Source organism: Pseudomonas sp. MWU13-2100 (genome assembly GCF_023242365.1).
GTDB lineage: Bacteria > Pseudomonadota > Gammaproteobacteria > Pseudomonadales > Pseudomonadaceae > Aquipseudomonas.
This window is the reverse complement of the sequence record NZ_JALLIX010000022.1, coordinates 48,408-61,347: the sequence shown is the minus strand read 5'-3', so window position 1 is coordinate 61,347 and position 12,940 is coordinate 48,408. Positions and strand designations below refer to the sequence as shown.

The window sequence follows — 12,940 nt, the reverse complement described above, 5'->3', positions numbered from 1 at the left end:
ATCGACTATGAGTCTCAAAGGTAAAACCGCCCTGGTCACCGGCTCTACCAGCGGCATCGGCCTGGGCATCGCCCTGGGCCTGGCCCGGGCCGGGGCCAACGTGGTGCTCAACGGCTTTGGTGATGCCGCCGCGGTGATCGCCGAGGTCGAACAGTTTGGCGCTCGGGTCGGCCATCACCCGGCCGATGTCAGCGACCCGGCACAAATCGCCGAGATGTTCGCCTACGCCGAGCGCGAGTTCGGCGGCGTGGATATCCTGGTCAACAATGCCGGGATCCAGCATGTCGCCAGCGTGGAAGACTTCCCGGTGGAACGCTGGGACGCGATCATTGCCATCAACCTGTCGTCGGTATTCCACAGCACGCGCCTGGCGCTGCCGGGCATGCGCGCCAAGGGTTGGGGGCGAATCGTCAATATCGCCTCGGTGCATGGCCAGGTCGGTTCGGTGGGTAAGGCCGCCTATGTGGCGGCCAAGCATGGGGTGATCGGCCTGACCAAGGTGGTCGGCCTGGAAACCGCCACCAGCAACGTCACCTGCAATGCCATCTGCCCGGGCTGGGTGCTCACCCCACTGGTGCAGAAACAGATCGACGACCGCGCCGCCAGCGGGGTCGATCCGCAACAGGCACAACACGATCTGCTAGCGGAGAAGCAACCGTCGCTGGAGTTCGTCACCCCGTCACAGCTGGGCGAGCTGGTGCTGTTCCTGTGCAGCGAGGCCGCCAGCCAGGTGCGCGGCGCGGCGTGGAATATCGATGGGGGCTGGTTGGCACAATAGTTGATTGCCTGAGATCGGATCTCGAAAACAGCCCATGACTTGTGGGAGCGGAGCTTGGTCCGGGCGACGTCCCGACGAAGCTTTTGGCGTTCTCGCGGCCCCTTCGCGAGCAAGCTCAGCTCCCACAATGATCGTGCGCTGTCAAAGATCGGTTAGAAAAACAACAAAGGAAAGACCATGGCAGAAGTCCTCTGGCGCCCCGGCGCCGAGCGTGTCAGCAAGACCCGGATCGAAGCCTTCCGGCGCTTCGTCAATCATCGTCACGATCTGCAACTGGGCGACTACGCCGCCCTGCACCGTTTCAGCATCGACCGGCGGGAGGCCTTCTGGCAGGCCATCGTCGATTTCTTCGATGTCGAGTTCCACACCCCGGCCAACGCCATACTGCGCGAAGGTCCGCAGATGCCCAGCGCCCAGTGGTTCCCAGGCGCGACCCTGAACTTCGCCGAACACCTGCTGCGCCGCCGCGACGCGCACCTGGCGGTGATCGCCGTCAGCGAAGACGGGCGCCGGGAAACCCTGAGCCACGCCGAGCTCGCCGCCGAGGTCGCGGGCCTGCAAAAAAGCCTGCGGGCCGCCGGCGTCGGCCTTGGCGACCGGGTCGCGGCCTGCATGCCCAACACCTGGCAAACCCTGGTGGGCATGCTCGCCACTACCAGCCTCGGGGCGATCTGGTCCTGCTCCTCGCCGGACTTCGGCACCCAAGGCGTGATCGACCGCTTCGGCCAGATCGAGCCCAAGGTGCTGATTACCTGCGCCGGCTATCGCTACGCCGGCAAGCTGATCGACCAGACCGCCAAGCTCAACGAAATCCTCGAACGCCTGCCCGATTTGCAGCAACTGGTGATCGTCCCTTACGCCCGCCCCGAGACTCGCGCAGAAGACTTCCACACCCAGGCCCGAGTGACCTTGTGGAACGACTTCTACCAGGCCGGCGGCGATCCCGAATTCACTCCCGTGCCGTTCGCTCATCCGCTCTACATCCTTTATTCCAGCGGCACCACCGGGGTGCCCAAGTGCATCGTCCACAGCACCGGCGGGGTCTTGCTGCAACACCTCAAGGAACACGGCCTGCATGTTGACCTGGGCCGCGACGACTGCCTGTTCTACTACACCACCTGCGGCTGGATGATGTGGAACTGGCTGGTCTCGGGCCTCGCGGTCGGCGCCACCCTCGTGCTCTACGACGGCTCGCCGTTTCACCCTGGCCCGCAACGCCTGCTCGACCTGATCGACAGCGAAGGCATCAGCGCCTTCGGCACCAGCCCCAAGTACCTCGCCGCCCTGGAGGACGCCGGGCTCGACCCGCGCCAGAGCCATCGCCTGGATAGCCTGAAAACCCTGCTGTGCACTGGCTCGCCGTTGTCGCTGCGCAGCTACGACTACGTCTATCGCCAGATCAAGGAAGAGCTCTGCCTGTCCTCCATGTCCGGCGGCACCGATATCGTCTCCTGCTTCGTCAGCGGTAATCCGACACTGCCCGTGGTACGCGGCCGGATGCAGGGCAAGAGCCTGGGCATGGCGGTGGAGGTCTGGGACGACAGCGGTCAGCCGGTGCTCGAGGCCAAGGGCGAGTTGGTCTGCACCCGGCACTTTCCGGCCATCCCGGTGGGCTTGTGGAACGACCCCCAGGGCGAGAAGCTCAAGGCCTCATATTTCAGCCAGTTTCCCGGGGTCTGGGCCCAGGGCGACTATGCCGAGGAGTTCGCCGACGGTGGCATGGTGATCCACGGTCGCTCTGACGCCGTGCTCAACCCCGGCGGCGTGCGTATCGGCACGGCGGAAATCTATCGGCAGGTGGAAAAGGTCGAAGCGGTACTGGAGAGCATTGCCATCGGCCAGCAATGGCAGGACGATGTGCGGGTGGTACTGTTCGTCCGTCTGCGCGAGGGTGTCGAACTCGATGATGCCCTGGAGCAGCAGATCCGCCAGGTGATCCGCGCCAATACCACGCCGCGCCATGTGCCGGCGAAGATCCTCGCGGTCACGGATATTCCACGCACGCTCAGCGGCAAGATCGTCGAGCTCGCGGTCCGTAACGTGGTGCACGGGCAGGTCGTGAAAAACACCGACGCCCTGGCCAATCCCGAAGCACTGGAACAGTTCAGGGATAGAACGGAGCTGCAGTCCTGAAGCCAACGACAGGGGCCGGCTGACCAGCCCCTGCCAGGGTGCCGGACCTACAGAGACTGCAAGGTGATGCTGCCAATCGTCGGCGCGGAGCCGGGTCTTGGCTCACCATTGGGCACCAGCGTCACCGCGGGCGCCGTCTCCAGCCCCCCGGCGGCGAGCAGCGTCTGTATGCGCTCGCCGACGAGGAAGCTGACACGCGTGGAGGTGGCATGATGTCCTCCGTGCATGCCCTGCAAGCCAACCCCGAACATACTGATACCGCCCACCAGGTACTCCGGCGTCGGCGCGGCACCGGCCGGTAGCCCCAGATAGACCAGGTAGCTGTTGCCCGGCTCGTCACTCGCCCCGATTGCATCGAACGACAAGGCGTAGACGCTACTGGAAGGCAGCGCCTTGAGCTGCGCGCCAAAGGACTTGGACGCATTGCTGGCGACGGGCGCCTGCAACACCACGCTGGTGGCCTTGCCGCCCAGGGCAATCGCCTTGGCCGAAGCCCCGGGAGCGGCACTGGCGGCACGCAGCTGGAAGCTTTTCTGGGCGGAGGGGAACGGCAGGCTGTCCGCGGGACGCTCGGCATACTCGGCATAGATGTAGGGATAGGCCAGGGTCGTGGTGTCGAGCACTTCTCCGACCTTGACCTTGACGCCCTTGCCCGCCCCATCGGCAAAGACCCAGGTCTCGTTCAGGAAGGCGCTGTCATTCGGGTTCTTGCCGCCGCTCTTGTTCCAACTGGCCCAGATACGGTCGATATTGGCATGGTGCAACCAGAAAATCGGATCGTTCCCCGCCCAAGGCACCTGGCCCATGCCGATCTGATTACCGACGTTATCGTGCAGGGCGCCATGAGGGTTGCCATTGATGTTGGAACAGAACCCCGCCACCGTCCCCTTGTCGCTGTAATTAGGCCACTTCATGCAGGACAGGTCGAGCGGGTCGCCCCAATCGACCACGGGCTTCCCGGCATTCGAACCCGGATTGCGATCGGGCCGATAAAGGGAGCTCCACAACGGGTCCTTCTCCAGCAGAAACTGCTTGGGCATGACGCTGTAGTTGTTGCCGCTGGCGCTATAGGGACCGGTGTAATCCCAGTACGGCAGCGTGAAATCAGGCCGGCCCGAAACGGCGCGGATGATCTGCTCGAAATACAACACATACATGCGGTGCCACGGCAGGAAGGCGTCGGAGTTTTTGCTGGCGTGGGGTTCGCAGGTCCACCACATGGCCTTCGCCAATTCCTTGTTCGGACTGCTGGCAGGGCCGTAGATCTTCTCGATGGTCTCGGCCTTGGGTCGCTCCTTGGGCATCGCATGGGTGTACCACTGAAAGGTCCAGGACAGCGGGTCCTTGGGATCCTTGGCCATCATTTTCTTCACGGCGTCGGCATAAATCTCCAACATCTTCTGCCCTTCCGCGGACAGTACGTTGTAACGCGTCAGTGTCTTGCCTTGAGCCGCCCAGGCATTTTTTACAAGACCAAATGGCAACATCGCCATCCCGCCGCCCACAAGCCCCGCCTTCAGCACCTTCCTTCGACTGATAGTCATATTCACTCCTTGAGCCGTACGAATTGATCTCCACAATCAACAGCAAGCTCAGGGTAGTCAGCGAAGGGGTTTTCCTCCACAAAAGTGGGAACTTTTACATCAGTCCGATGTCCTGACGATCGAGACATGCTCGACCCGGGGCGAGTAGCCAGGCTCTTCGGGGCGAACAGGAATGAAGGTCAACGTCGGCGGCTGCGTCAACCGCCCGGCCTCGCGCAAGCGGACCAGCGCCTGGTCGAGCAGAAAACTGAGCCGTTTGGGATTCTCGGCCACGTAGTGGTCGGGGGTGTCATAAAAATTCAGTCCCCCCAGGTAACCGGGGTCGTCAATACCGGGAATGCTGTCCTGGGGCAGATCAAGGTAGAGATGATAGGCGACCGCCGGCGCTTCGGCCGCCCAGATACCAGACAAGGCCAGGACCAATGGCCCTCGCCCCATCCAGGACGCCAGCCCCTGATCGGAGGGTGTCGAGGCCTGCAGCACGACCAGGGTTCTGCCGACGCCGAGTTCGACCGGTTGTGCAACGTCATAGAGCATATCGTCCGCCAACACCGAGGACGACAACGCCAGGGTCATTCCAAACAACAGGCTGAACCGCCACATACCCACCCTCCGCAACGGAGCGTTTTTACATCTATCCCATTTCACTATGGCACCTCCAGGCTCGCGCAGCGAGCTGGCAGCCCAACGGTCGCGTGCCCCGCGCAAGCCGATCAGCCCCGGTAACGCACCACCACCGCCCTGAAACTGCCGAACAATGAATGGCCGGCCACCAGGATTCGCCCATCGTTTTGCACGGCCAGGGCGGTGACGGTATCCAGGCTGCGGCCCAGGCTGGTGCGCACCCAGCCGCGCCCGCCGGCGAAGTCCCGGTCCAACTGTCCGTCGGCCAGGTAACGCACCAGGACGAAGTCCGAGCCAAATCCCTTCACCGTCGAGCCGGCCACCAGAATCGAACCATCGGGTTGGACAGCGAGACCGGCCCAAATACTGGCCGACGTGTCGATGTCGAGCTGGAGGACATCGGCCTCATTGAAACCCTGGTCCGTGGCGCCCTCGGGGCTAAACCTTTGCAAGGCCCCGCACATGGGATTGAAACGGTTACCGACACAAAGCAGTCGCCCATCGTTGCCAATGGCCAATTTCGTCACCAGGGAACTGGCTCCGGCAAAACCGAACGAGAGAAACCCCCGGTCGCCAAAGCCATGATCGAGACGACCGTCAGCCTCGTAGCGCACCATCAGTCCCAACTGGGGAAAATCCACCGAGCCGCCCACCAGGATCTTGCCGTCGGTCTGGACCCGGACACAGCTCAGCCAGGAGCTCATCAACAGATGCCGTACCACGACAAAGCCGCGCCCGTTGAATGTCGGGTCCAAGGTGCCGTCGGGCTGCAGACGGATCAACAGCCCGAAATAATCGGCGAAGGTGTAAGAGTGATTAGCGACCAGCAGGATCTTGCCGTCCTCCTGCACGGCGCCCGCACAGGCTTCGACACCCGGCAACCCCGGCGGCAACCATCCGTCCCGCGGTCCCTCGGCGAGCCCGCCGGGCAAACGCAGCACTTTCACACCCTGCTCGCCAAAGGTCGGGTCCGGGCACCCGTCGGCGTTGAAACGCGCCACGCCCGGCAAGGTATGCTCATGGTCGAGATAATGCAGGCCGAACAGCAGGATGCGTCCATCGGCGAGCAGTTGCGCGCTGCTGGCCATGGCCTCGACACCGGCCTGGAAGCGGCCACAGACAAATCCGCCGTCACCGAAGGAAGCGTCCGGCGCGCCGTCCTCATGCAGGCGTGCCAGGCCAAAACGACAACCGTCGGCGAAACCTACCTTGAGTACCACCAGGACCTTGCCATCGGCACAGGCCAGCACGTCATTGGCCAGGCTCGATAGACAACCTGGGAACTGCAACCTGACCGTGCCCGACTGCCCAAACGTCGAATCCGCTTCGCCCGCCGGGCCAAGTCGATAGCCTCGCAGTTCCTCCAGTATCATGAGCGGATCCCCCCTGGGGTTGGCAGCCCTGCCTGCCGTGCCGACAGGCAGGGCTGCCGGGTATTCAATCCTTCATCCGCGCGCGCCACAACTGTCAGAAATGACAGTTGCGGCGTTTTTCCGAGCCAGAACACTGACTTTGCGGTCCTTTCCCATTCCCCCGAGCGTTCGACACGTTTCAGCGCAGCAACAGGCTAGGCGGCAGCCTGTTGCGCACGGCGCGCCGACAGGGTCACGGCGCGCACCGAAGCCCCCGCCTCCAGTCCCAGCTCCCTGGCGGTCCGGGCCTCGACCACCAGGGTCCCGGCGGCGATCCGGGCCGGTGCGGCGGCAATCCGGCACTCGGCGAACTGGCGGTTATGGATCAGGTATGGCTCGGCCTGCTCGCCGGGCGTACCGATGCTCAGTACCAGTACCCGACTGTCGCGCACGGCGCGGATTTCATCAGTGGCGCACTCGATCAACGGCCCGCCGTCGAAGATATCGACGTAGTCCTTGAAGCCGAACCCTTCGGCCTTGAGCATGCCCAGCGCCGGTTCAGTATTGGGGTGGACCCGGCCGATCACCGCCTGCGCGGTTTTCGGCAGCAGGCAGGTGGGCAGCGGGAACTTGGGCATCAGTTCGGCGATAAAGGTCTTGTTGCCCTGGCCGGTAAGGAAGTCGGCGTCGGCGAAATCCATCTTGAAGAAGTGTCGCCCCAGCCCCTCCCAGAATGGGGAGATGCCCTGCTCGTCGGAATAACCGCGCATCTCGGCGATCACCTTGTCGCCGAAGCATTCGCGGAATTCGGCGAGGAACAAAAAGCGCGCCTTGGACAACAGCCGGCCGTTCAGGCCCTCGCGATGATTGGCACCGAGGAACAGCGAGCACAGTTCGGAATGTCCGGTCATGTCGTTGCCCAGGAACAGGGTCGGCAGATGCTGGTTGATCGACAGGTTTTTCGACGCCGCAACCAACAGGCCGACCCGGTAGTTGTACCAGGGCTCGCGCAGGCCGACAGCGCCAGCCAGGGCGCAGATACCCACGACTTCGCCCTCAGCGGCCTCAAGGACGAACAGGTAGTCGGCATCGCCGCGCTCGGCGATGCCGGCGAAGGTCTTCTGCGCCCACTCCAGACGATGGTGCAGGCGCTGCGGATCGGCGGGCAATGTGGTCAGGCCGGCGCCGGCGCTTTGCGCCAGGCACAGCAAGGCAGGAAGGTCGGACAGGCGCGCGGGACGGACAATCATCGGGCGCACTCCACGGTGACGGGATGCCTGGGCAAGAAGACTTCGGCGAGCATGCAACGGGCACTGCCGCCGCCAATGCGTTCGATGGTGTCGATCTTGACCGGCAAGGGCGTGGCATGGCGTTCGACTTGTCGTCGTTGCCCGGCGTCGAGCGCCGCCCAGGCCGTGCGCGACATCACCAGTAGCGGCTCGCCCCGGCGGCTGTGCACTTCCAGCATGTTGCCGGCGAAGGACTCCAGCTGCTTCCAGTCCAGGGCCAGGACTTCCTTGCCGCTGGACTCCAGGCGCTGGCGCAGGCCTTCGCGCTCGGTCTGATCGCTGACAGCCTGCAGGCAGACCACGGCCAGATGTCGGCCGACGCTCATCATCACATTGGTGTGGTAGATCGGCACGCCGGCCCGGTCCACGGCATTGAACCCGCAGAGCTCATAACCGAGGTGATCGAGCACTGGCTGCAAGGCCGCGGCATGGGTGCGAGTGGAATAGCCGGCGTAGCAGATTCGCTGTTCGCGGTCGAAGACCATGCTGCCGGTGCCTTCGACAAACAGGCCCTCGGCCTCCAGGCCGGAAAAGTCCACGCAGTGCAACACCTGGTGCTGTTCACGCAGCCAGTCGAGCACCCCCTTGTGGCGCTCCAGGCGGCGGTTATGCCCCTGCATCGGATAGATCACCAGAGTGCCGTCGGGATGACTGCTCCAGCAATTATTGGGAAAGATCGAGTCCGGGGTATGCGGCAAGGCACGGTCGTGGTGCACCAGGACCTCGACGTCGTGGGCGCGCAAGGTCGCGACATACTGGTCGAACTCCTCGAGGGCCTGCTGCTGGACGTTTTCGTCGATCTGGGCCTGCTGCTGGAAGCGGTTGTTGGCGGCGGTATCGGGATTGAAGGCAAAGCTCGCCGGACGAACCATCAAGACGGTGTGGGTGGTTTGCATGGGCACGAATTCAATGAGGGGTTGAGGTGCTCATTGTCTGTTCGAGGCGGGGAAAAACCCGGTTGATAAGTCGGCGGCGAAGGCTGGAAACGGCTGAAAGATTGGCGTGGTGCAGCAGAATCGGCGAGCGGCTGAAATACGTTGCAAGAATGAACATCAGCCTCGCCCTCAAGGCCCTTTTCGCGGGCAAGCTCCGCTCCCACAATGTCGGTGTCCTCTTCAAAATCAGCATACAACCGAGGTCCTGAGGGAGCGGAGCTGGTCGGGACGCCGCGCTGCCGCGAAGAACGATAACGCGGTCCCTCGCTACGCCATCGAGGTCTTGACCATCGCCAGCTCAGGATGACTGACCAGCTTGTCGATATGCAGCTCCGGGTCCTCCAGCCAGGTTTCCGTCAGGACCCGGTAATGTTCCATGTCGCGACAACGCATGCGCAGGCTGTAGTCGAACGCGCCGCTGATCAAGCGACACTCCAGTACCTGGGGGCAGGCCCGGGTCTTGGCCTCGAAGGCCTTCTGCGCCGCCCGCCCGCTCTGGTTCGATAACGCCACCAGCACCAGCAGCGACAGGCCCGCCGAGAGTTTCTTCTCGTCGAGAATCGCCCCGTAACCGCGGATCACACCCAACTGCTCCAGCTTGCGTACCCGCTCCAGGCAAGGCCGGGGCGTCAGGTGCACACGCTCGGAGAGCTTCTGGTAGGTGATACGCCCATCGTGGCGCAACACCTCGATAATTGCCTGGTCGATGCGATCCAGGACGATCGACAGGTCACGAATATCCGCCATGAATGGCTTGCCTCACTTCAAACGGCCAGAAAGAAACTGTTGCAAACGCTCGCTTTGCGGATGGTCGAGCATCCGGGCATCGCCCTGCTCTTCGACCCGACCTTGATGGAGGAACAGCACCTGGCTGGAGACCTGCCGGGCAAAGCCCATCTCGTGCGTTACCATGAGCATTGTACGACCTTCCTCGGCCAGCGCCTGAATCACTTTCAAGACCTCGCCCACCAACTCCGGGTCGAGCGCCGAGGTCGGTTCGTCGAACAGCAGGATCTGCGGCTCCATGGCCAGGGCCCGGGCAATCGCCACCCGTTGCTGCTGGCCGCCGGAGAGAAACGCCGGATGCTGCCCGGCCACCCGCTGGGGCAAGCCGACCTTGTCGAGATAGGCCCGGGCCCGCTCCTCGGCATCCTTGCGCGCCACCCCCAGAACCCGGCACGGTGCCAGGACAATATTCTCCAGCACCGTCAGGTGGCTCCACAGGTTGAAATGCTGGAACACCATGGCCAGTCGGGTGCGCAGGCGCTGCAATTGTGCCGGACTGGTGACCTTCATGCCGCCCGGCGCCGGATGGGTGGCGATCAACTCGCCGTCCAGCTCGATGCGACCTTCGTCGGCGCGTTCGAGGAAATTGATGCAGCGCAGCATGGTACTTTTGCCCGAGCCGCTGGCGCCGATCATGCTCACCACATCGCCGGAGCGGGCCTGGAGCGATACGCCCTTGAGGACTTCGTTATCGCCGAAGCGCTTGTAGAGGTTTTCGATATTCAATTTGTACATGGACTACTCCGGGGTCACGACCCTGGAAAAATGGGAGAAACACGCTCCTTGTAGGAGCCGGCTTGCTGGCGATGAGGTCAGTGAATCCAGCGTTGAATTCGAGGATGCCATCGCCAGCAAACCGGCTCCTCCAGGTTGTGTGGTGTTTACACGATTGATTGGGGTCAGTGCGCCGGGCCGAGGAAGCCCAGCCAGCGCCGCTCCGCCAGCCGGAACACACCCACCAGCCCGAAGGACAGGCCCAGATAGAGCAACCCGGCAATCCCGAAGGCCTGGAAAGTCATGAAGGTCGCGGAGTTGGCGTCCCGGGCGACCTTGAGGATGTCCGGGATGGTCGCGGTAAACGCCACCGACGTCGCGTGCAACATCAGGATCACTTCATTGCCGTAGTACGGCAGCGCCCGGCGCAACGCAGACGGCAGGATCAAGCGCACGGCCAGGCGCCAGCCGCTCAGGCCATAGGCGTGGGCCGCCTCGATTTCACCGTAGGGAATGCTGCGAATCGCCCCGGCGAAAATCTCCACGGTGTAGGCACAGGTGTTAAGCACGAACGCCAGCAAGGTGCAGTTCATCGCATCGCGGAAAAAAGCTTCCAGCAAGGGCTGTTCACGGACCACCGCCATGCCGTAGACGCCGCTGTAGCAGATCAGCAGCTGGATATAGAGCGGCGTGCCGCGAAAGACATAGGTGAAGGCCTGTACCGGCCAGCGCAACAACGGGTTGCGCGACACCCGCAGCAACGCCAACGGCAAGGACAGCACGAAACCAATGGCAATGCTGGCGCACAATAGCCACAGGGTCATGGCCAGGCCCGTCAGGCCCTCGCCGTCAGTGAACAGGAAAGGTTGCCAGTATTCCCGGAACAACTCGATCATCGCGCCGACTCCCGCACACCAAGGTTGAAACGTCGCTCCAGACGACGCAGCACATAGTTCGAAGCGCTGGTGATCAGCAGATAGAGCAACGCCGCCAGCACCAGGAAATACATCATGTTGAAGGTGCTTTTACCGGCGTCCTGAGCGACCTTGACCAGGTCGGCGAGGCCAATGATCGACACCAGCGCCGTGGCCTTGAGCAAAACCAGCCAGTTATTGCCCAGGCTCGGCAAGGCGAAACGCATCATCTGCGGGAAGACCACACAGCGAAACCGCTGCCAGGCGCTTAGCCCATACGCCGTCGCGGCCTCGGTCTGGCCCTGGGGCACGCTCAGGATCGCGCCACGAAAGGTCTCGCTGAAATACGCGCCATAGATAAAGCCCAGGGTCACCACGCCCGCCACGAAGGGATCGATTTCCAGGTAGGGCCAGCCCATGGCCTCGGTCAGATGACTGAGCCAACCCTGCAGGCTGTAGAAAATCAGCAGCATCAGCACCAGGTCGGGAATACCGCGGATCAGCGTGGTGTAGAGGGTCGCCGGCAGGTTGAGCAGCCGCAGCGGCGACAACCTCGCCGTGGCACCGAGCAAGCCCAGGATCATGCTCACCAGCAGCGACAGCGCCGAGAGCTGGGCGGTGACCCACACGCCATGCAACAGCAGCGGGCCATAGCCCTGCAGGCCGGAAGCGTCCAGGCCGAAGAGTTCGAGAAAGGTCGTCACATCGATCACCCGTGTTCCATCGCCACGACCCACCGCCGCACGGGGGTCATGGTCGCTGGGATCAGTTGTTGTAGAGGTCCAGGTCGCCGAAGTATTTCTTCTGCAGTTGGGCGTAGATGCCCTTCTCGTGCAGCGCCTTGATCGCAGCGTTGAGCATGCGTTTCAGCTCGTCGTTGCCTTGGCGTACACCAATGGCGATGTCCGTCGGGATCATCGGGTCGCTGATCGCCACGCTGTTCTGGAAGGCCTCGCCCTGGGGCGACTTGAGGAAACTCATCTCGGCTTGCAGCTTGTCCTGGATCGAGCCGTCGAGACGACCGTAGACCAGGTCGGCGTAGACCTGGTCCTGATTCTGGTAGGCACGGATCTTTACCCCGCCCGGCGCCAGGCGCGCCTTGGCATAGGCCTCCTGGATCGTGCCCTGCATATAGCCGATGGTCTTGCCCTTGAGGGATTCGGCGCTCGGTTGCAGCCCCGAGTCCTTGCGGGTGACGATGGCAGTCGGGCCGGCGTAAAGCCTGTCGGTGAAGTCGATCTGCTTCTTGCGCGGCTCGGTGACGGTCATCGACGACTCGATGGCGTCGAACTTGCCGGCCTTGAGTGCCGGGATCAGCCCGTCGAAATCATTGCTGACCCAGACGCATTTGAGCTTCAGCTCGGCGCAAATAGCATTGCCCAGGTCGATGCCGAAGCCCTGCACGCCACCGTCGGCGGTGCTCGATTCAAACGGCGGGTAAGACGGATTGGTGCCAAAGCGCAGCTCTTTCCATTCCTTGGCGCTTGCGCCGCCACAACAAAGCGCCAATGCCAGCACAGGTAAGGTCAGCCATGTATGAGTCATCTTCAGAGTCCCGGATTATTTGGAGTTATCGCGTGCCGGCGCAGGCCGACACGCTTTTGGACAGGGGCAGAGAATGGTCGCGGTCAATGCCGCGCGATCGTTCTTGTTGTTATGGAATAAGCCCGGACCCGCAAGGATCGGGGCTCGTCCTCTTGCAGACGCTCGGAGGAACATCGTCGCAAGGAGGCCAGAATGCCAACTCAAGACACCAAGCGGGTGTCGTAAGACCACACCGAAACAGCCGGAAGAAGCCCGTGGCGGGACACTCACAGCCGATCCTGTCGCGACGTGTTGCCCGGAGGCGGCGTGATTCGCTTTGAAGCCCA

12 protein-coding genes are annotated in these 12,940 nt (G+C 63.0%); 2 read left to right on the top strand and 10 right to left on the bottom strand.

Annotated elements, in window-relative coordinates; genetic code table 11:
* The first annotated feature begins 7 nt into the window (after window positions 1-7).
* Window positions 8-778, top strand: a complete 771-nt coding sequence (gene hbdH, locus M5B99_RS16695; RefSeq protein WP_248805074.1) for a 3-hydroxybutyrate dehydrogenase — start codon at window positions 8-10, stop codon at window positions 776-778.
* 177 nt (window positions 779-955) lie between these two features.
* Window positions 956-2,911, top strand: a complete 1,956-nt coding sequence (locus M5B99_RS16690; RefSeq protein WP_248805073.1) for an acetoacetate--CoA ligase — start codon at window positions 956-958, stop codon at window positions 2,909-2,911.
* Window positions 2,912-2,958: 47 nt separating this feature from the next.
* Here the strand turns inward: M5B99_RS16690 and M5B99_RS16685 are convergent, their stop codons facing one another.
* The 10 genes from M5B99_RS16685 to M5B99_RS16640 all read right to left on the bottom strand — a co-directional run bounded on the left by M5B99_RS16685 (window position 2,959) and on the right by M5B99_RS16640 (window position 12,614).
* Window positions 2,959-4,455 (bottom strand): tyrosinase family protein, encoded by a 1,497-nt coding sequence (locus M5B99_RS16685; protein ID WP_248805072.1) that lies wholly within the window; start codon window positions 4,453-4,455, stop codon window positions 2,959-2,961.
* 99 nt (window positions 4,456-4,554) lie between these two features.
* Window positions 4,555-5,058 carry a hypothetical protein gene (locus M5B99_RS16680; RefSeq protein WP_248805071.1) on the bottom strand — a complete coding sequence of 168 codons (504 nt, stop codon included), beginning with the start codon at window positions 5,056-5,058 and terminating at the stop codon, window positions 4,555-4,557.
* Window positions 5,059-5,168: 110 nt separating this feature from the next.
* Window positions 5,169-6,452, bottom strand: coding sequence for a hypothetical protein (locus M5B99_RS16675; protein ID WP_248805070.1), 1,284 nt, complete (start codon window positions 6,450-6,452; stop codon window positions 5,169-5,171).
* A gap of 194 nt (window positions 6,453-6,646) precedes the next feature.
* On the bottom strand, window positions 6,647-7,681 hold the full coding sequence (astA, locus tag M5B99_RS16670; protein WP_248805069.1) for an arginine N-succinyltransferase: 1,035 nt from the start codon (window positions 7,679-7,681) through the stop codon (window positions 6,647-6,649).
* Complete coding sequence (gene ctlX, locus M5B99_RS16665; protein WP_248805068.1) at window positions 7,678-8,616, bottom strand: citrulline utilization hydrolase CtlX; 939 nt, start codon at window positions 8,614-8,616, stop codon at window positions 7,678-7,680. The genes astA and ctlX overlap by 4 nt, the downstream gene beginning before the upstream one ends.
* Before the next feature lie 306 nt (window positions 8,617-8,922).
* Window positions 8,923-9,402 carry an Lrp/AsnC family transcriptional regulator gene (locus tag M5B99_RS16660; protein WP_248805067.1) on the bottom strand — a complete coding sequence of 160 codons (480 nt, stop codon included), beginning with the start codon at window positions 9,400-9,402 and terminating at the stop codon, window positions 8,923-8,925.
* A gap of 12 nt (window positions 9,403-9,414) precedes the next feature.
* Window positions 9,415-10,176 carry an ABC transporter ATP-binding protein gene (locus M5B99_RS16655; RefSeq protein WP_248805066.1) on the bottom strand — a complete coding sequence of 254 codons (762 nt, stop codon included), beginning with the start codon at window positions 10,174-10,176 and terminating at the stop codon, window positions 9,415-9,417.
* Window positions 10,177-10,340: 164 nt separating this feature from the next.
* Window positions 10,341-11,051 (bottom strand): ABC transporter permease, encoded by a 711-nt coding sequence (locus tag M5B99_RS16650; protein WP_177101921.1) that lies wholly within the window; start codon window positions 11,049-11,051, stop codon window positions 10,341-10,343.
* Window positions 11,048-11,773, bottom strand: coding sequence for an ABC transporter permease (locus M5B99_RS16645; protein WP_248805112.1), 726 nt, complete (start codon window positions 11,771-11,773; stop codon window positions 11,048-11,050). The genes M5B99_RS16650 and M5B99_RS16645 overlap by 4 nt, the downstream gene beginning before the upstream one ends.
* 61 nt (window positions 11,774-11,834) lie before the next feature.
* Window positions 11,835-12,614: a transporter substrate-binding domain-containing protein gene (locus M5B99_RS16640; RefSeq protein WP_248805065.1), complete on the bottom strand. Its 780-nt coding sequence runs from the start codon at window positions 12,612-12,614 to the stop codon at window positions 11,835-11,837.
* Window positions 12,615-12,940: the final 326 nt, after the last annotated feature.